This is a genomic window from Nakamurella sp. (genome assembly GCF_048594475.1).
Taxonomy (GTDB): domain Bacteria; phylum Actinomycetota; class Actinomycetes; order Mycobacteriales; family Nakamurellaceae; genus Nakamurella.
Window position 1 is genome coordinate 1 of sequence record NZ_JBMDXT010000514.1, and the last position, 18,607, is coordinate 18,607.

The 18,607-nt window shown below is 74.4% G+C and carries 17 protein-coding genes and 1 riboswitch; of the genes, 9 read left to right on the top strand and 8 right to left on the bottom strand.

Translation table 11 applies throughout. From position 1 onward, the window contains the following. Positions 1-354 precede the first annotated feature (354 nt). Positions 355-1,779 carry a DUF2252 domain-containing protein gene (locus tag ACOJUF_RS23220; RefSeq protein ID WP_420124178.1) on the bottom strand — a complete coding sequence of 475 codons (1,425 nt, stop codon included), beginning with the start codon at positions 1,777-1,779 and terminating at the stop codon, positions 355-357. Between the two features lie 199 nt (positions 1,780-1,978). After that, positions 1,979-3,178: a glucose-1-phosphate adenylyltransferase family protein gene (locus ACOJUF_RS23225; RefSeq protein WP_420124179.1), complete on the bottom strand. Its 1,200-nt coding sequence runs from the start codon at positions 3,176-3,178 to the stop codon at positions 1,979-1,981. A gap of 404 nt (positions 3,179-3,582) precedes the next feature. Next, positions 3,583-3,781, top strand: a riboswitch (cyclic di-AMP (ydaO/yuaA leader). Positions 3,782-3,786: 5 nt separating this feature from the next. Between ACOJUF_RS23225 and ACOJUF_RS23230 the strand changes: the two genes are divergently transcribed. Both ACOJUF_RS23230 and ACOJUF_RS23235 read left to right on the top strand, forming a co-directional pair. After that, a complete protein-coding gene (locus tag ACOJUF_RS23230) occupies positions 3,787-4,566 on the top strand; it encodes a transglycosylase family protein (RefSeq protein ID WP_420124180.1) in 780 nt (259 codons plus the stop codon). An 86-nt stretch (positions 4,567-4,652) separates the two neighbouring features. Next, entirely contained in the window at positions 4,653-6,317 is a 1,665-nt protein-coding gene (locus ACOJUF_RS23235; RefSeq protein ID WP_420124181.1) for an MFS transporter, read from the top strand. On the opposite strand, the gene ACOJUF_RS23240 is transcribed toward ACOJUF_RS23235, so the two are convergent. Beyond that, positions 6,300-6,620, bottom strand: coding sequence for a putative quinol monooxygenase (locus ACOJUF_RS23240; protein ID WP_420124182.1), 321 nt, complete (start codon positions 6,618-6,620; stop codon positions 6,300-6,302). The genes ACOJUF_RS23235 and ACOJUF_RS23240 overlap by 18 nt on opposite strands. An 87-nt stretch (positions 6,621-6,707) precedes the next feature. Here ACOJUF_RS23240 and ACOJUF_RS23245 point away from each other — a divergent pair, with 87 nt between their 5' ends. Then, entirely contained in the window at positions 6,708-7,859 is a 1,152-nt protein-coding gene (locus ACOJUF_RS23245) for a DUF3500 domain-containing protein (RefSeq protein WP_420124183.1), read from the top strand. Positions 7,860-7,888: 29 nt separating this feature from the next. On the opposite strand, the gene ACOJUF_RS23250 is transcribed toward ACOJUF_RS23245, so the two are convergent. Beyond that, a complete protein-coding gene (locus tag ACOJUF_RS23250) occupies positions 7,889-8,905 on the bottom strand; it encodes a zinc-binding alcohol dehydrogenase family protein (protein ID WP_420124193.1) in 1,017 nt (338 codons plus the stop codon). Positions 8,906-8,960: 55 nt separating this feature from the next. Here ACOJUF_RS23250 and ACOJUF_RS23255 point away from each other — a divergent pair, with 55 nt between their 5' ends. Beyond that, positions 8,961-9,227, top strand: coding sequence for a hypothetical protein (locus tag ACOJUF_RS23255; protein ID WP_420124184.1), 267 nt, complete (start codon positions 8,961-8,963; stop codon positions 9,225-9,227). A 50-nt stretch (positions 9,228-9,277) separates the two neighbouring features. Here the strand turns inward: ACOJUF_RS23255 and ACOJUF_RS23260 are convergent, their stop codons facing one another. After that, positions 9,278-9,754 (bottom strand): SRPBCC family protein, encoded by a 477-nt coding sequence (locus ACOJUF_RS23260; protein WP_420124185.1) that lies wholly within the window; start codon positions 9,752-9,754, stop codon positions 9,278-9,280. Between the two features lie 24 nt (positions 9,755-9,778). On the opposite strand from ACOJUF_RS23260, the gene ACOJUF_RS23265 reads away from it, so the two are divergent. The 5 genes from ACOJUF_RS23265 (at position 9,779) to ACOJUF_RS23285 (ending at position 14,330) form a co-directional block, all read left to right on the top strand. Further along, the gene (locus tag ACOJUF_RS23265) at positions 9,779-10,258 is read left to right on the top strand and encodes an RpiB/LacA/LacB family sugar-phosphate isomerase (RefSeq protein ID WP_420124186.1); all 480 of its coding nucleotides are present in this window, start codon (positions 9,779-9,781) and stop codon (positions 10,256-10,258) included. A gap of 4 nt (positions 10,259-10,262) precedes the next feature. Then, positions 10,263-10,727 carry a VOC family protein gene (locus tag ACOJUF_RS23270; protein ID WP_420124187.1) on the top strand — a complete coding sequence of 155 codons (465 nt, stop codon included), beginning with the start codon at positions 10,263-10,265 and terminating at the stop codon, positions 10,725-10,727. 338 nt (positions 10,728-11,065) lie between these two features. Next, on the top strand, positions 11,066-11,221 hold the full coding sequence (locus tag ACOJUF_RS23275; protein WP_420124194.1) for a YciI family protein: 156 nt from the start codon (positions 11,066-11,068) through the stop codon (positions 11,219-11,221). After that, a complete protein-coding gene (locus ACOJUF_RS23280) occupies positions 11,214-12,845 on the top strand; it encodes an RNA polymerase sigma factor (protein ID WP_420124188.1) in 1,632 nt (543 codons plus the stop codon). Before ACOJUF_RS23275 ends, ACOJUF_RS23280 begins: the two co-directional genes overlap by 8 nt. Before the next feature lie 1,188 nt (positions 12,846-14,033). Then, positions 14,034-14,330 (top strand): BMC domain-containing protein, encoded by a 297-nt coding sequence (locus tag ACOJUF_RS23285; protein WP_420124189.1) that lies wholly within the window; start codon positions 14,034-14,036, stop codon positions 14,328-14,330. Between the two features lie 152 nt (positions 14,331-14,482). On the opposite strand, the gene ACOJUF_RS23290 is transcribed toward ACOJUF_RS23285, so the two are convergent. The 3 genes from ACOJUF_RS23290 to ACOJUF_RS23300 form a co-directional block, all read right to left on the bottom strand. Continuing rightward, the gene (locus tag ACOJUF_RS23290; RefSeq protein ID WP_420124190.1) at positions 14,483-16,594 is read right to left on the bottom strand and encodes a helix-turn-helix domain-containing protein; all 2,112 of its coding nucleotides are present in this window, start codon (positions 16,592-16,594) and stop codon (positions 14,483-14,485) included. Positions 16,595-16,614: 20 nt separating this feature from the next. Beyond that, positions 16,615-17,640 (bottom strand): alcohol dehydrogenase catalytic domain-containing protein, encoded by a 1,026-nt coding sequence (locus ACOJUF_RS23295; RefSeq protein WP_420124191.1) that lies wholly within the window; start codon positions 17,638-17,640, stop codon positions 16,615-16,617. 5 nt (positions 17,641-17,645) lie between these two features. After that, positions 17,646-18,607 (bottom strand): malate dehydrogenase (locus ACOJUF_RS23300; protein ID WP_420124192.1); only part of this gene is annotated, 962 nt, incomplete at its 5' end.

Here is an 18,607-nt window from a genome sequence, read left to right on the forward strand (position 1 = left end):
CACGGACGTAGGTTCGCGGTACACGAGGAAGGAGGTGGTCCTGAGTTGAGTATTTCTCGGACACGTGAGGTGGCTGGCCGCTAGGCCGCACCGACCGAAAGGACCCTCCAGTCCTCGACGAGGAGCTGCGGTCCAGCAATCCACGGACAGTCACCCGACCCCCGGTGCCGCCGACCCCGTCCAGTCGGCCCCTCGCCCCCGATGGCGAGGGCAACGGCCCGGGGGTTGTCCGTGTCCGGGCCCGCCCCGGGTGCGGGCCGGCCGATCCCGTCGGGGACCCATCGGGCTCCAGGGTGGCGGGCCGCCCGCCCGGGCAATGTCCGGGACGGACGAGCCCGATCGGTCAGAAGGCCCCTAGAGACCGCGTTCCACCGGCAGGATGCCGCGATCCACTGCCTTGACCAGGGCGGCGTGATCGGCTTCGGTCTGGTCGGCGTAGAGCCGGGCGAACCGGGCCATCGCGTGATCCAGCTTGTCCGACTTGCCGCAGTAGCCGGCGATCATCGACGCGCCGGAGGTCCGGGCGTGCCCCTTTGCCAGCAGGTGGCCCACGATGCCGGCGTAGTCGGCCAGCGCCGACCCGTCGATCGAATCCAGCGCCACCGTGCCCTTCATGTTCCGGAACTGGCGCACGTAGTACTGCCGGCCGTCGGCCTCGGCCCAGCCCAGCAGCGGGTCGCTCACGGTCTGCAGGGCCTGCTGGTACTCCACCACCCGCTGGCCCTGGTGCGCGTGCCAGGCCGACTCGCCGTGCACGTACTTGGCCAGCACCGACCGCCGGGCCTGCTTGAGCTGCAGGAACACCACGTCGTCCGGGCTGCTGCCCTCCAGCAGGACCACGTAGGCGCGCAGGCCGACGCTGCCGACGCCGACCACCTTGTGGGCGATGTCGACGATCGTGTAACCGCCCAGGGCGCGCCGCCAGTGCGGGGCCAGGGTCTGCAGGTACCCGTCCAATCCGGCCGAGAGGACGTCGTGATCGCGCTCGCTGACCCGGGTGATCAGCGGGGGCTCCTCGACGATCCGCCGCCGGCCCTGTTCGGTGTGGGTGAACCGGGGCAGCGCGCGGTCGCTGGTGCGGTGCCGGGCCCGGGCCACCGCGCGCCGGATCTCCTGCCGCAGCGACTCGTGCGAGGTGGTGCTGTGCAGGTGGTCCACGTCGATGCGCTGGTAGGAGCGGGCCAGCAGGGGAGTGTCGGCCAGCTCCCGCACCTCCCGGCGGTAGGCCGCCGTGCACTGGATCGCGGCCGATTCGCAGTCCGCCTCGGACGCGCCGTTCTGCCGCCCGGCCACCCAGATGCTGGCGACGAGCCGGCGCAGATCCCATTCCCAGCCGCCGGGGTGGGCCTCGTCGAAGTCGTTGAGGTCCATCACCAGGTCGCGCTCGGGGGAGGCGTAGAAGCCGAAGTTGCCCAGGTGCGCGTCGCCGCAGATGACCGGGGTGATGCCGGTGGAGGGAAGCCGGGCGACGTCCTCGGCCATCACGATCGCGGTGCCCCGCAGGAATCCGTAGGGGCTGCCGATCATCCGGCCCACCCGCACCGGGATCAACCAGTCGAGCCGGCCCTCGTGCGAATCCATGATCAGCTGCACCGGATCGGGGCGGCCCAGCGGCGGCGCCCAGTCGCCCAGCGACTGCCGGGACACCTTGTCCCGCAGGTCACGACCCATCCGGAAGCGGTCGGCCCGGGCGGTCGGCCGCTTGGACAGCGAGGCGAACGACTCGCTGTCCGCGGAGGCCAGGACGACGTGCCCGCGAGATTTGTTGCGCCCGATCACACGCGGACCCTAACGCCACCGGGCGCGGTGCGCGCGGACGCCTCCCCGCCCGCTTCCACCCCACCCTCCCCGCGCGGATCAACAAGCCCGGCGCGGACGACATCGGCGACCCGTGTCCCACCGGTCACATCCGGGGTGACTCGATCCGCGCAGCAGTCCACAACAGTGCCCCCGAACGGGGACCCGGAGCGGATCGGAATCAGCGGGAACGCCGGATCAGGTCCCGCGGGCGCCGAGGCTCGATCTCGGTCCCCGGGCCGAGTTCGGTGTCGGCGGCAATGCGCCGGTGCGACCCGACCAGCACCGGACGCACCGCGTTGACCGCGCCGAGCCGGGCGCGCCGGCCGACGACGCTGCCTTCGGCGATCACCGACCGCGCCACGGTGGCCCCGGACCGGACCACCACGTCGTCCATCAGCACGCTGTGCCGCACCTCGGCCCCCCGCTCGACGACGACGCCCGGCCCCAGGACCGAGTTGACCACCACGCCGGCGACGACCGCGCCGGGCGACAGCGCGGCCCGGTCCAGCGAGGCCGTGCGCCGCACGAGGGCCGGCCCCCGCACCGGCATCGAGGTCAGGATCGGCCAGTCCGGGTCGTCCAACCGCAGCGGCGGGCGATCGCGCAGCAGTTCCAGTTGCCCGTCCAGGTAGGCGGTGGGGGTGCCCAGGTCCCGCCAGTGGCCGTCGTGCCGGACCTCGGCGACGACGCCCCCGGCGACCAGCCGGGGGAGCAGCCGCTCGCCGTAGTCGCCCAGTTCGCCGTCCCGGTGCAGGTCGCGCAGCTGCTCGGCCAGGACGTCCGGTCGATAGGCGAACACCTCGGTGCCGACACAGCGTCCCGACGGTCGGTCCGGTTTGTAGTCGACCGCCCGCACCCGGCCGTCCGCGGCCTGCACGACGAGGTAGCGGGAGACGTCGGTGCCGGGCGGCATGACGGTGGTCACCACCGTCGCGTCGGCGGCCGCGTCCAGGTGCGTGGCGATGACGGTGCGCAGGTCCAGGGTGAGCAGGTGGTCGGCGCTGCAGACCAGCAGCACGTCGGGGGCGAAGGCGTCGATGACCGGCCAGTTGCGGATCAGGGCGTCGGCATTGCCCGACGCGAAGCCGTCCTCCGGCGGGCCCTCGAAGGGAGCGAGGATCCGGAAGCCGCCGCGGGTGCGGTCCAGGTCCCACGGCCGCCCGCCGGCCAGGTGCTCGGCGAGCAGGTGGGGCTCGTACTGCTGCAGGACCCAGACGTCGGCCAGCCCGCTGTGCGTCGCGTTCGACAGCGCGATGTCGATGAGCCGGTAGGTGCCGCCGACGGGCAGGGACGGCTTGGCCCGGCCCGTCGTGAGCGGCCCCAGCCGCGAACCGCGACCGCCGGCCAGGACCACCACCAGGACGCGCACACGGCTCATTCCCTGAGTCTTCCCCGGGTGCGTGCCGACCACGCGGAGTTTCGCCGGGCAAACAACGGGTACCTCGTCTTTCGGTGCGACCGGGCGCCGGTGCACACTCTGTGCGACGGCTGTGGGCCGCCCCACCGGCGTCTGTGCTGTGGACTGCTCCGAACGGGTGAATTTCGGGGAGTGACCCTGCCCGGCTCTCCGGGCCGGACCGGCCGCGGGTGCACCCCGGTTCAGCAGCGCAAACGGGCCGCGACGGTTGGTCGGGTCGATCGTTACCATTCCGTTATGTCCAGATCGGTGCCCTGGACATTCCCGGACCGGTCCGTATCGTCTGTCTGGGCCGGGTTTTCGACCGGCAACCACGTCCACAACCCTCCGGGCCAACGCGCCGAGTGCTGTCCGCTCCGGCCCGGAGACCGTCATCGCAGAAAGGCTAGGACAGCAGCGGGGAAACCAACTTCGGGAGCCGCACGGCTTCCTTGGGGTGAATCCGGCACCGTTTCGGCGGGCCGGACGGGCGATCCCCTGCACCCATTCGCCGGCCGCATCGCGGCGGCCCTGGGTCGCGCCCGAACCCGACAGCTCACCTCGCAGGCGTAGCTAGGGGAAACAACCACATGACGCGTCGTACTGTCGCACGCCATCGCAAGCCCACCAAGGCTCGCACCCTCGCCCTCCGGGGCGCCACCGTCGGCGTCGTCGCCGGCGCCGCCGCCCTCGGCCTGGGCGCCGGAACCGCCTCCGCCGCGCCGGATTCGACCTGGGACTCCGTCGCGCAGTGCGAGAGCAGCGGCAACTGGTCGATCAACACCGGCAACGGGTACTACGGCGGCCTGCAGTTCTCCCAGTCGACCTGGAACGCCTACGGCGGCCAGGACTATGCCGCCCGGGCCGACCTGGCCACTCGTGAGCAGCAGATCGCGGTCGCCGAGAAGACCCTGGCCGGCCAGGGCTGGGGCGCCTGGGCCTGCGCGTACGCGGGCGGGGGCGAAGGCCCGACCCAGCGTTCGGTGAGCGGCTCGTCCTCGTCGTCCTCGGATTCGTCGTCCTCGTCCTCGGATTCGTCCTCGTCGTCCTCGTCGTCCTCCAACCAGGACAGCAGCAGCTCGCAGGCCTCGCGCGGCAGCCGCAGCACCGACAACGACAGCGAGCAGTCGAGCCCCCGCGGCAGCCGGTCCTGGAACCAGGACGCCGCCGACACCAGCTCGTCGTCCTCCTCGGTCAGCTCGGGCAGCGCCGCCGACGGCACCTACACCGTGGTGTCGGGCGACACCCTCTACAAGATCGCCGCGGCGAACGGGGTGTCCGGTGGCTGGGAGGCCGTCTACCAGGCCAACTCCGACATCATCCCGGACCCCGATCTGATCTACCCGGGCCAGGTCATCCGCATTCCGTGACCTGACGCATCCGGGTCCGCCCGGGGTCGATCCACAGCGCGATCGGCCCCGGCCGGACACCCCTGCGAGCCCGGTAGCATCCGGACGTGGGGGGACGCCGGATTGCCGTGACCGCGGCCGGCACGGCGGTCCTGCTCGCCGCCCTCGACGCCTACGTCGTCGTGGGCCTGCTGGTCGACATGGTGCTCGACCTGGGTATTCCGGTGAACCGCCTGGAGCGGGCCACCCCGATCGTCACCGGCTTCCTCCTGGGCTACGTCGCGGCCATGCCGCTGCTGGGCCAGGTGTCCGACCGGTTCGGTCGCCGGCGGGTGCTCCAGCTGTGTCTGCTCGGCTTCGCCGCCGGGTCGGCGATCACCGCAGCTGCCGGGTCCGTCCCGCTGCTGATCGCCGGGCGGGTGGTGCAGGGCGTGGCCGGGGGCGCCCTGCTCCCCGTCACCATGGCCCTGGTCGCCGACCTCTGGCCGGAGCCGCGCCGGGCCGGCGCCCTGGGCGCGGTCGGCGCCGCGCAGGAGATCGGCAGCGTGCTCGGCACGCTGTACGGGGTGGCGGTCGCCGGCCTGTTCGCGTCCTGGCCGTTCTTCGCCGAGCTCCAGCCGGACGGCTGGCGCTGGGTCTTCTGGCTCAACGTGCCGCTGGCGGCCCTGGCCATGCTCGTCGTGCAGCGCACCGTGCCCGCCGGCGTCCGCACGCCCGGTGCCGGGGTGGACGTCGTCGGCGGCGGTCTGCTCGCGCTGGCGCTCGGCCTGCTGGTCGTCGCGCTCTACAACCCCGATCCGGCCCGCGCGGTGCTGCCCCCGTGGGGTTGGCCCGGCCTGGCCGGCGCGGCGGCGGCGCTCGCCGCCGTCGTGCTCTGGGAACGCCGCGCAAGGATCCGGCTGCTCGACCCGGCCGGGGTGCGGTTCCGGCCCTACCTGCTCGCCCTGGGCGTCAGTGCCGTCTCCGGTGCGGCGCTGATGGTCACCCTCGTCGACGTCGAGCTGTTCGCCCGGACCCTGCTCGGGTTCGATGCCACGCAGGCCGCCCGGCTCGTGGCCCGGTTCCTGCTGGCCCTGCCCGTCGGCGCGGTCGCCGGCGGTCTGTTGACCCGCCGCATCGCCGAACGATGGGTGGCCGCCGCCGGTCTGCTGTTCGCCGCGGTCGGGTTCCTGCGCCTGGGGCGATGGACGGCAGCCGTCCCGGAGGCGGTCTACCCGCTGGGGTTACCCGTTCTGGACACCGACCTGGCCGTCGTCGGTCTCGGTCTCGGCCTGGTCATCGCCCCGCTGTCGGCGGTCGCGCTCCGGGTGGTGCCCGGGCGGTCCCACGGCGTCGCCGCGGCCGGGGTCGTGGTCGCCCGGATGACCGGGATGCTGGTCGGGCTGGCCGCCCTGACCGCGTTCGGCCTCTGGCGGTTCGGCCGCCTGACCGCCGGCCTGGTGCCGCCGCTGCCGTTCGGGCTGTCCGGCGAGCAGTTCGACCGGCGGCTCGCCGCCTACACCCAGGGGTTCCTGGACGCCCTGGAGCGCGAGTACCAGGAGATCTTCCTGGTCACCGCGGGGCTCTGCCTGGTCGGGGCGGCGCTGGCGCTCCTGCTGCCCCGCCCCGACCGGGCGGCCACGGTGCCGTCGGGTGATTCGGCTCCGTCGGGCGATCCGGCTCCGTCGGGCGATCCGACACCGTCGGGCGATGCGACACCGTCGGGCGATTCGGCTCCGTCGGGCGATGCGGCACCGTCGGGCGATCCGGCTCCGTCAGGCGATCCGGCGTAGCCGGGTGATCGTCAGGCCCGGATCGGCCACCAGGTCGCCGAGCCGGCCGGCGAAGTCCACCAGGTGCGGTGCGGCCAGGTGCTGGTCGAGAAGCTCGCCGCTCTCCCAGTTCTCGTACAGATAGAACAGGTCGGGGTCGTCCGTGCCCTGGTGCAGGTCGTAGTTGACGAAACCCTGTTCCGCGCTGGTCGGCCCGACCAGGGCGGTGAGCGCGTCCTGCAGCTCCTGCCGCTTGCCCGGCTTGGCCCGCATGTGGGCGATGACGGTGAGCAGTCCGGGATTGTCGTCCGTCGGGGTGGTCATCGTTGACTCCTTGGGTCGTCGTGTTCGCCGGCCGGCGGCCGTGCCGAATTGTGGCCCAGCATCGACGGGAGCGCTAGATTGCCCCGCATGACGCAGGCATCCGCCGCCCGTCGGGAGATCGCGACGGCCATGGCCGCCGCCGCGCAGGCCTGGCTGGACACGCTCGACGACGAGCAGCGCGCGATCGGCGTCGGCCACGCACCGGCCGACGACGCCACCGACGCCGAGCGTCGACGCTGGTTCTACACGCCGACCGACCACGGCGGCCTGACCGTGCACCAGCAGCGACCCGACCAGCACCGCGCGGTGATGCGCCTGATCTCCACCGGCCTGTCCACCCCGGCGTACGTCACGGTCGCCACGATCATGGGCCTGGAGAACGTGCTCGACCAGCTCGAGGGGTTCGTCACCCGGTTCGACCGGGTGCGTGGGCGCGATCCCGGCCTGTACTACCTGCGGGTCTTCGGGGAGCCGGGCGGCTCCCGGCCGTGGGGCTGGCGGTTCGGCGGGCATCACGTCTCGCTCAACAATCTGGTCGTGGACGGCGCGCTGGTGGCGTCGACACCACTGTTCCTGGGGGCCGACCCGGCGGCGTCGCCGCTGCTCGGGGGCGCGGTCAACCGCCCGCTCGGCCGGGTCGAGGACCTCGGCCGGGATCTGGTCCGGTCGCTGCACGGCGACGTCCGGCGGCGGGCCATCCTGCTGCCCCGGGCGCCGGCCGACCTGGTCGCCGCCAACCGGACCGTCGTCGCCGACGGCGACCGCACCATCCCGCTGGTCGGCATCTGGCGGGACGAACGGTTCCCGGACCCGGCGGAACAGGCCAAGCTGCAGGCATTGTCGGACCGGTTCGACGAGAACGCCGGCCTCTCCGACGCCGACCACGAGATCGTGTCGTACACGGTGGCCCCCAAGGGGGTCGCGGCGGCCGAATTCGACGGCGACCAGCGGGCGCTGCTCGGTGCCCTGCTGGAGACCTACTTCGGTCGGGTACCGGCCGCGGTCTCGCCGGCGGAGCGGTACCTGGACGACGCGGTGCTCGACCAGGTGCACTTCGCCTGGGCCGGCCCGACGGACCAGGGCCGGCCGCACTACTACCGGATCCAGGGTCCCGATCTGCTGATCGAATGGGACAACACGCAGCGCGATGCCAACCACGCCCACTCGGTCTGGCGGGATCCGGGCCGGGACTTCGGCATGGACGTGCTGGCCGCCCACCGGGCGGCGCACCGGCACTGAAGGCGCCGGTGCCGGTCGAGCGGCGCCGATCAGCGACCCGGCACGAGGACGGCGGCGCCGGTAACCCGGTCGGCGGCCAGGTCGGCCAGCGCGCGGTCGGCCGCCGTCAACGGGTAGGGCGTCGTCGTCACCCGCAGGCGGTACCGGCCGGCGAGCGCCAGGAACTCCCGGCCATCGGCCCGGGTGTTCGCGGTCACGCTGCGCACCTCGCGTTCGTAGAACAGTTCGGTCTCGTAGTGCAGCACCGGGACGTCGGAGAGGTGGATGCCGGCGATGGCGAGCACCCCGCCCCGGTCCAGGGCGCGCAGGGCGGCCGGTACCAGCTCCCCGGCCGGCGTGAAGTTGATGGCGGCGTCGAGCTTCTCGGGCGGCTCGTCGGCGGCCGCGCCCACCCATTCGGCACCGAGCGAGCCGGCCAGATCGCGGGCCGCGGCGGACCGGGTCATCACGAACACCCGGGCGTCCAGCGCCGCGATCGCCAGTTGCGCGGTCAGGTGGGCGCTGGCGCCGAATCCGTAGATGCCCAGCCGGCCGCCGGGCGGCAGCGCGCTGCGGCGCAGCGCGCGGTAGCCGATGATGCCGGCGCACAGCAGCGGTGCCAGGTCGGTGTCGGCGTAACCGTCCGGCAGCGGGTAGGCGAAATCGGCCGGCACCGTGGCGAACTCGGCGTAGCCGCCGTCGGCGTCCCAGCCGGTGTACGCCGACCGCGGGCAGAGGTTCTCGGCGCCCCGCCGGCAGTACCGGCAGTCCCCGCAGGTGTGTCGCAGCCACGCGATGCCCACCCGGTCGCCGATCCGCGCGCCCCGATCGTCGCCCACCCCGCCGCCGGAGGCCACCACCTCACCGACGACCTCATGGCCGGGCACGACGCGGGGCCGGTGGACCGGCAGGTCCTGCTCGGCGACGTGCAGGTCGGTGCGGCAGACCCCGCAGGCCAGCACCCGTACGAGCAGCTCGCCCGGCCCGGGTTCGGGCACGGGCACCCGAGCCGCCCGTAGGGGCCGGCCGGCGATCGGACCGGGGGCGGCGACCTGCCAGGCCGTCATCGACGCGGGCGCGGTGGTCACCCTCCCAGGATGGACCTGTTCCTAGGATGGTCGGGTGGACACCTGGATCTGGATCGGTCTCGTGACGCTGGCCGTCGTCACCATCCCGTTCCTGGCGATCCGCCGGTCCGCCCGCAACCGGGTCGACCCGACGACCCTGAGCATCGACTCCGATCTGGCCCACCGGGTGCGGGTGCTGTGCCGTCAGGACCAGAAGGTGCAGGCGGTCAAGGAACTGCGCGACGCCACCGGGCTGGGCGTCCGTGACGCCCTGACGATCGTCGAGAAGCTCGCCGCCAGCGATCCGCGCGCGCGGGGCTGAGGCGCGGTCGGGCTTCGGGGTCCGGGTTTCGGGGTCCGGGCGAGCCGGGCTCAGGCGGTGGCACCGACCGCGGCCAGGATCTCCCGGTCCCGGCACGCCGCGCCGAAGGCCTCGATGCGCCGGCGGATCTCCCGGCCGAGCAGCCACTGACCGATCGGCTCGGCGACGCGGCGCACGGCGGCGGGCCGGATCGAGTAGGTGTACTTCCAGACCGCCCGGGTGCCCTTCGGGTGCACCTCGAAACGCCAACCGCCGCCGAACCGGGCGAAGAACCACGGCCCGTCGACCATCGTCATGCCCACGCTCGTGGGCGGCCGGTAGGACACGTACTCGCTGGTCATCGCCGGGCCGAGCCGGGCCAGCGTCCGCGTCCGGACCCCCTTGCCCGGCTCGGTCGCGCCGTCCAGGAAGTACTGGCGCCGGATGAACGGGTCCCAGGACAGGCGCAGCGATCCGGTCGTCTGGGACACCGCGAAGGCCACCGCCGGCGGTACCGGCACGACGACCTCGGCGCTGACCTGCGGCATGGGCACCACGGTAACGTGCCTCCCGTGCGCATCTCCGTCTCCGCCGACGAGGACACCGGCGTCGCCCGCGTCGTCCTGGACGAGCTGCGGGCCCGGGGCCACGAGACCATCGGGCACGGTGCGCTGGCCGCGGGGGAGCGGGCGGACTGGGCGTGGGCGACGGAGGCGACCGCCCGGGACGTCGCGTCCGGCCGCGCCGACGCCGGCGTCGTCTGCTGCTGGACCGGCACCGGGGCGAGCATCGCCGCCAACAAGGTGCCCGGCGTGCGCGCCGCGCTGTGCTGGGACGCGCCGACCGCCGCCGGCGCCCGGACCTGGAACGACGCCAACGTGCTCGCCCTGTCGCTGCGGTGGACGTCCCGAGCCGTGCTCACCGAGATCCTCGACGCCTGGTTCGGTGCCGAGGTGTCGGCCGACGCGGGGGACCGGGCCAACGTCGATCACCTCGACCGGATCGGCCCGTCCGACCGGGCCACGCCGGGCCGCCCGGGTGTGGCACCGTGACCCGGTGACCAGTACCGCCCCGTCCGGGCCGCCCCCCGCCATCACGCCGCTGGGCTACAGCCACGTCCGGCTGACCGTCACGGACATCGGACGCAGCAAGGCGTTCTACCGGTGGCTCTTCGACATCGAACCCGCCCGCGACTTCACCGATCAGGCCGGCGATCCCACCGTCCGCGACGATCCGCAGCGGATCTATGGCGGGTGCTCCTTCCGGTTCGGCGACCAGATCCTGGGACTTCGACCGGTGGCCCCGCCCACCGACCGATTCGACCCGGATCGGGTCGGGCTGGATCACGTGAGCTTCGCCGTCGGCTCGGTGCAGGACCTGCGCGACGCCGCCGCCCGGCTGACCGCGGCCGGGGTCACCCACGGCGGCGTGGTCGACCTGCCCGCCTTCGGGGTCGTCATCCTGTCCGTCCAGGATCCCGACGACATCAATCTGGAGTTCGCGGCGCCGCGGCCCGCCTGATGGCACCCCGGCAGGAATCTCGGTCCATCGGCTGTCGATCCGGCCCGGCGGCTGCGTCAACGGGGCAGCGGGCGGGACCATCCGGCCGCCGCGGGTCGCGATCGACCCACCGGACAGCGACACGAGGGGACCCCCGATGGAGTACATGGTGCTGATCTACCGCGACGAGGCGGACGCGCCCGAGTACGGCTCGACCGCGTGGGAGCAGATGATGGCCGGCTTCCTGGCCTTCAACCAGCGGCTGATCGACGGGGGGGCACTGGATCGCCGGCGGCGGCCTGCAGACCACGGCGTCGGCGACGACGGTCCGGCTCGCCCGAGGGGCGGCGCCGACGATCCTGGACGGGCCGTACGCCGAGACCAAGGAACAGCTCGGCGGCTTCTACCTCGTCCGCGCGCAGACCCTGGACGAGGTGCTCGACCTGGCCCGGGGGCTGCCCGTCGACGGCGCGATCGAGGTGCGGCCGCTCACCTTCCGGCCGACCGGTGACTGACGGTCCATCGGCCGGACGCGGGGCCGTCGATACGGCGGTCACCGCGCTGGCGCGGGGCGAGGGCACCCGGATGGTGGCCGTCCTCGCCCGGCGGTTCGGCGATCTCGACCTGGCCGACGAGGCCGTGCAGGACGCCCTGGTCGAGGCGCTGAACAGCTGGCCGGCGACGGGGATTCCGGCCAATCCGCCCGGGTGGCTGCGGACCGTGGCCACCCGCCGGGCGATCGACCGGATCCGCCGGGCCGGGACGGCGCACCGTCGAACCCTGGCCATGGCGCCGGATCTCGTGCCGGGCCCGGCCGTCGACCCGGACGTCGACCCGAACGGCGGGGAGCCGGCGCTGATGATCGACGACAGCGAGATCCGGGACCAGCAGCTGCGATTGATCCTGCTGTGCTGCCATCCCGCGCTCCATCCCGACGCGCAGGTCGCGCTGACCCTGCGGCTGGTGGGCGGCCTGACCACCACGGAGATCGCGGCTGCCTTCCTGCAGCCGGAGGCGACCGTCGCCCAGCGGATCGTCCGGGCCAAGCGCAAGATCCGGGACGCGCGCATCCCGCTTCGCCTGCCCGCCGACCCGAGCGAGCGGATCGGGGTGGTGCTCACCGTGCTGTACCTGGTGTTCAACGAGGGCTACCTCTCCAGGGGCGGCGCCCCCGGGCCGCGCGCCGTCCTGATGGACGAGGCCGTCCGGCTCACCGAACTGGTGATCACGCTGGCCCCGCAGGATCCGGAGGCGCGCGGCCTGCTCGCCCTGGAGCTGTTCCACCGGGCCCGCACGGCCGCTCGCTTCGACCCCGCCGGCGACCTCGTTCTGCTCGACGACCAGGACCGGTCGGCCTGGGATCTGGCGATGATCGTCCGGGCGAACCGGGTGCTGGGCACCGCGCTGGCCCGCCGCCGGCCCGGGGTGTTCCAGCTCCAGGCGCTGATCATGGCCCAGCACGCGAACGCCCGCACCGCCGGCGAGACCGACTGGCCGGCGATCGCGACCTTGTACGGGCAGCTGGCCGCGATGACCGGCTCGCCGGTGGTGGAACTGAACCACGCGGTCGCGGTCGGCCTGGCCGACGGTCCGGAGGCCGGGCTGCGCCGGCTGGCCGGGATCGAGGGGCTGTCCGGCTACCACCTGCTGCCGGCGGCGCGGGCGGAGCTGCTGCTGCGGGCCGGGCGACCCGTGCAGGCCGCGGCGGAGTTCGACCGGGCCCTGCAGCTGGCGCCGGGGGAGCCGGAACGGCGGCATCTGCAACGGCGCCGGGCGTCGGCGGGGCCGGCCGGGCCCGCCGGGTCACCCGCTCGTCCGGATCAGTCGACCGGGTCCGGAAGCGGCACCGCGCCCGGCTCGGCGTCGATGCGGAACGGTGCGCTCGGCGCGTTGATCGACGCCACCACCGCCGGGCGCAGCCCCACCGGGATCGCCACCGGCCCCGTCCCCGCCGGGACCAGCCCGAATGCCTGCAGCAGCCGCATCTTGTCGAAGACCAGCACGCTCAGCAGCGCCTGCGTTTCCTCATCCTCGGTGGCGTCGTCGGCCAGGTCGCCGATCGGCTCGGGCGGCAGCACCGCCAGGTCCTGGCCACGCTCGCTGCACAGCGTGACCAAGACGGGCAGCGTGGCGGCGTAGGCGGCGATCTCGGTCGCCGTGGGGTCGGCCGTCCGGACCAGGACGTCGGAGATCACCAGGTCCACCAGGGCCCGGCCGAGCAGGACCCGCTCCGGCGTCGCCGGGCCGTCGAGCAGGTCGGCCCGCGGCCCGCGGACGGCGCGCCGGCCCCGCACGCTGATCACCTCGCCGTCCACGGCGGCGTTCCAGGCGTCGACGAGGGCGAACGCCTCGGTGACGTCGCGGTCGGTCTCCGGCACCGGCAGCTCGTGCTGCCCGACCCACCAGGTCAGGTCACGCGGGGTGAGCAAACCCTCACCGGTGAGCTTGCGTCCCGGGCCGATCCAGGCGACCAGGGCGCGCAGGTGGTGCAGCAACGGCGTGCCGGACAGGGCGGCCCATTCTTCCTCGACGGGCGGGACGGCCACCGGCACCACGTCGCCGGGTCCCAGCCCGGTCGCCTGGACGAACAGCGCGGCGGCGTCGGCCAGCAGGCCGGGGTCGGCCGGGTCGAGATCGTCCGCCGTGGCGGCGAGATCGTCCTCCCACTCGTCGAAGTCGTCGGCGTCCCCGACGTCGAGCCCGTGGTCGGCCCCGGCACCGCCGGCACCGTCGGCACCGCCCAGCCGGGTGCTCCACTGCACCGGGAGCCGGTCGACGGGGCCGGTCGGGTCGGGGGCCGCGAGCGCCGCGCCCCGCGCCCGGTCGATCGCGGCGCGGCTGGCCCGCTCGTCGTTGTGCGGCTTCCACCGCCCGGTCTCGACGAGGAAGTCGACGAAGATCGACAGCGCCGCCGCGCCGTGCCGGGCCAGGTCACCGTCCGGGTCGAGGTGCGGCTGCTCGGCGATGACGGCGGCGATCTCGTCGATCGTCTCGGCCGGCCAGTCCGCCGGATTGGTCACGCCGAGCGCGGCCTTGATGTGCGCGAGCTGCGTGACCGCCAGCAGCATGTCGTCGGCCCGCAGGGTGCCGCTCGGGTGGTCGTCCAGCCAGTGCAGGAAGGCGATGGCCACCCGGCCGATCGCTTGTTCGGGCGTCTCGTGCCCGCCCCGCTGACGCTTCCTGTTCCGACGCCCGGCCACTCGCACTCCCCTTGCTCGCCCTGGCCGAGCCTACTGACCGGACAACCCGGCCGGATGCGCTTGTCCGGCCGGGACAGGGTCGGGCGGCGGGTTCGCCGCTAGCGTCGGGCCGAATCGAGGAGGTGCCATGACGAATGCCACCGGGGCGTTGGGCCTGATCGAGACCAGGGGTCTGGTCGGCGCGATCGAGGCGGCCGACGCCATGGTCAAGGCCGCGAACGTGCAGGTTCAGGGCTACCGCACGCTGCGCAACGGGCAGGTGTCGGTGCTGGTCCGCGGCGACGTCGGCGCGGTGACGGCGGCGGTCGACGCCGGCCGGGCCGCCGCGCAGCGGGTCGGGGAGCTCTATAGCAGCCACGTCATCCCGCGCCCGCACGGGGAGACCGAGGACGTCGTCGGGCAGGCGGTGATCCGCACCGGCTGATCCGACTGGCCCTCATCGCCACTCCGGCCGGCCTCGTCGACGCCCTCCGGACGCCGGGTCCTGCGCTGATCCAAGACCCGTCGCCGATGCCGTTTCGTCCGGTTCGGTGGGCTTTGGATCAGCGCAGTGGGCGGCGCCGGCGGGGCCGCCGCTCAGCGCAGGCCCGCCGCGTCGTCCGCGGTCTGATTGACCTGCAGCAGGCGGAGCGCGAAGTCGGCCCGCATCCGGTCCTCGTGCCGGCTCAGATCCAGCCCGGTGAGCTGCCGGATGCGTTCCAGCCGGTACCGAAGTGTCTTGTGGTGCACGAACAGTCGTTCGGCCGCGACCCGCTGGGAGCAGTCGGCGTCGAAGAATGCGCGCAGCGTGCGGATCAGCGCGCCGTCGTTGTCCCGGTCGTAGGCGACCAGCGGTCCGGTCACCTCGTCGATAAAGGTCTGCAGGTCCGGGTCGTTGCCCGAGCCGAGCAGCAGCCGGACGATGCCCAGCTCCTCGTACAGGAAGGCGTTCCGGCCGCCCAGCCGGCGGGCCGCGGCCAGTGCGGTCTCGGCTTCGCTCAGCGCGGTCGGCAGTTCGATGGGGTTGGGATGCTCCCGGCTGATGCCCCAGGCCAGCCGCAGGCCCGGCCACTCGGCGTGGACGGCGGAGCAGGTCGCGACGGCCAGGTCCTTGGCCGCGGCCCGATCGAGGTCGGCGGCGACCGCGACCAGCAGGTCGCCGCGCATGCCGGTCAGCGGCAGCCGGCGCGATCCGTCCACCGCGCGGACGGCGCGCAGCACGCCGCGCCGCACCTTGTCGGTGTGCGAGGTGTCCCAACCCTGGTCGGCGGCCAGCTCCTCGACGTTCTCGATCCGACCGTGCCAGACCCGCAGCGCACCGTGCAGGGTGATGCCGAGCTGCTGGGCCCGGGTGCGGGCGGCGACCCGGTGCTCGACCGGGCCCTGCAGCAGATCCCAGAGAACCTGGTCGACCGCCTGGGCGCGGGCCCGGGACGCCGCCCGCTCGCGCAGCAGGGCCAGCGAGCAGGCCATGGCCACCTGCCCCGCCGCCGCCTCCATCAGCTCCGCCGTCGCCTCGCCGAGCACCAGCACGACCTGGCCGACCTGGTCACCGTCGGCGTACACCGGCCGGACCCACCGGCCGGGAGCGGGGCGGCCGCGGGCGGGCAGCCGGGGCGGCAGCGACGGCCGGGCCGGCGCGGCGACGTGCGCGGCGATCAGCGCCCCGTCCGGCCCGTACACGCCGACCTCGCAGCCCAGCTCCGAGGCCACCGCATGCACGACGGCCGGCAGCCCGCCTCCCTCGATGACCGTGGTCAGCAGGCTCTGCTGCAGCCGGGAGGACCGGTCCAGCAGCGCGACCTGGCGCTGCAGCGCGTCCCGGGCCCGCTCCGCCTCCGCGGTCGCGGCCGCCTGCTCGTCGTGCAGTCGGGCGTTGTCGATCGCGACGGTGGCGATGTCGGCGAGCACGACCATCCGGCGCTCGTCGGACTCGGTGAACATCGACGGGCGGCGCCGCCACACCTCGAGCACGCCGATGAACTCGCCGTGCAACCGCAGCGGCGCGGCCAGCGCGGACCGGGTCTCCTCCTTGGCCGCCAGCGACATGAAATCCGGGCTGATCGTCCGGTCCTCCAGGTAGGTGTCGACCTTGGCCGGCCGGCCGGTGTCGAAGACCAGGCCGGCCAGACCCTGGCCGCGACGCATCCGCAGCCGGGCGGTCTCGGCGACCCGGTTGCCGACGCAGGCGCGCATCCGCACCAGATCGCCCTCCCGCAGCATCACGCCGCAGATGTCGGCATCCAGGACACGCAGGGTGCGCTCGGCGATCGTGGTGAGCACCCGGTCGACGTCGCGGACGGACAGCAACTGCTGGACGACCTCCCGCACCGCCTCGCTCTCGGGTTCGGCGTCGGCGGGCGCGGCCGCGCGGCGGACCAGCCCGAGCCAGACGCAGGCCTGGACCAGCAGCGGCCGCCGGTCCGCCGCGGCCGCGGTCCGGCCACCCGGCCAGCACAGGGCGATCGACCCGTCCGGGGCACCGACCTGGGGGTCCCGGACGGTCGGCGGCCCGGCCAGGACGGCGCCCGCCCCGTCGACCACGGTGACCGGCCGATCCAGCAGGGCACCGGCCCGGTCGGCCAGATCGGTGGCCGCGCGGGCGGGATCGGTCGGCTGGGTGGCGAGCAGGGCGGCCAGCGCGGCCACCGGCGGCGCCCCGCCGACGACGACCGGCGCGAGCACGGCCACGCGTTCGGCCGATGCCATCGGGCTCACCTCCGTTGGTGTCAGACCGCGATCAGCGTTTTGAGGGTACGTCGGCCGGCCATCCGCCGGTACGCGTCCGGCACCCCGTCGAGCGGCACGACGTCGGGCCGCAGGGCGGTCGGGTCGATCACCCCGGACCGGACCAGGGCGACCAGGCGATCGCCGTCCCGCATCGCGTTCCCGACGACGAACCGCAGGGTCAGCTCGTCGGCGAACGCCCGGGCCACCGGCAGGGACCAGCCCAGGTCCTGGTGGACCCCGACCGAGACGACCGTGCCGCGCCGCCGGACCAGCGCGAACGCCGTGTCCAGGGCGCGGGCGCCGCCGACCGCGTCGACCACCGCGTCCGCGCCGCGGCCGTCGGTGACCCGGTCGAGCACCGTGCGGGCATGCTCCGGTTCGGCCGTGACCGCACCCTGCCCGGCGGCCAGCTCCCGCCGGGCCGTGACCGGCTCGACCAGCACGACGACCCCGGCGCCCAGCGCCTGGGCGGCCAGGCTGGTCAGCTGCCCGACGGGCCCGCCACCGAGCACGGCCACGGTGTCGCCCGGGGCGATGCGGGCCCGGGCGATCGCGGCGTACCCGGTCGCGAGGGTGTCACCGAGGAACACCGCGGCGTCCGCCGGCACGCCGGCCGGGACCGGGCGCAGGGTGGTGTCGGCGAAGGGCACCCGCACCAGCTCGGCCTGGGCGCCGGCCAGCTCCGGGCCGAAAGCGGTTCCGGTGCCGAAGAAGCGGCGCTGCGGGCATTCCCAGTGGTCCGCCCGGCGGCACCACCAGCAGCGGCCGCAGGCGGCGTAGTCGGCGCCGAACACCTCGTCGCCGATCCGGTGGCCGGTCACCGCCGGCCCGACCGCCAGGATCTGGCCGACGAACTCGTGGCCCAGCACGGTGCCCGGCGGCAGGCCGCCGGGGTGGGCGATCGCGTGCAGGTCGGTTCCGCAGACCGCGGCCCGACGCACCCGGACGACGGCGTCCTGCGGGTCGACGACCACCGGGTCGGGCACGGTGTCCACCCGCACCCGGCCGTCGCCCGCGAACACCACCGCCCTCACGATGCGCGCGCCAGCCCGGCGACCCGTTCCCGGATCCGGTCGGCGGCCGCCCGGAGCGCGGCCAGTTCGGCCGGCTCCAGCGGCAGCTCGACGATCCCGGTGACGCCGTGCCGGCCGAGCCGGGCCGGCAGCCCCACGTACACGTCCCGGATGCCGTAGGTGCCGTCGGCCAGCACCGCGGCCGGCATCACCTCGCCGGTGTCCCCGGCCATCGCCAGCACCATGCGGGCCGCGGACATGCCCGGGGCCAGGAACGCGCTTCCGGTCCGGAGCAGCCCGACCACCTCGGCGCCCGACCCGCGCGCGCGGTCGACCGTCTCGGCCAGCTCGCGGGGGTCGAGCGGCCGGCCGTCGGCGCTGGCCTGGGACAGCGGGATGACCATCTCCTCGCCGTGGCTGCCCAACGCCCAGGCCCGGATCCGGTCGGCCCGGCCGGACCCGCGCAGCGCGGCCAGCGCCTGGAACCGCGCGGTGTCCAGCACGCCGGCCATCCCGACCACCCGGCTGCTCGGGAAACCCGAGACCTGCCAGGCGTGCTGGGTCATCTCGTCCAACGGGTTGGTCACGATCACCATCACCGCGTCCGGCGACGTGTCGGCCACCGCCCGGGCGACCTCACCGACGATCGCCGCGTTCGTGCTGATCAGGTCGGCCCGGCTCATGCCCGGCTGGCGGGCCCGGCCGGCGGTGACGATCACGTAGTCGGCCGGTCCGGCCGCCCGCACCGTGCCGACCCCACGGACCCGGGTGGCGAAGCCGGACAGGGCCGCCGTGTGGGTCAGGTCGAGGGCGATGCCGGCCGCCCGGCCCTCGTCGACGTCGACGAGCACGACCTCGCTGAACCGGTCGGCGTCGGCCAGCCGCAGGGCGGCGATCATCCCGACATGCCCGGCTCCGACCACGACCACCCGGCCGGTCCGGTCCGGCCGGCCGGCGGCGGCCGACCCGGCGGCGCCGG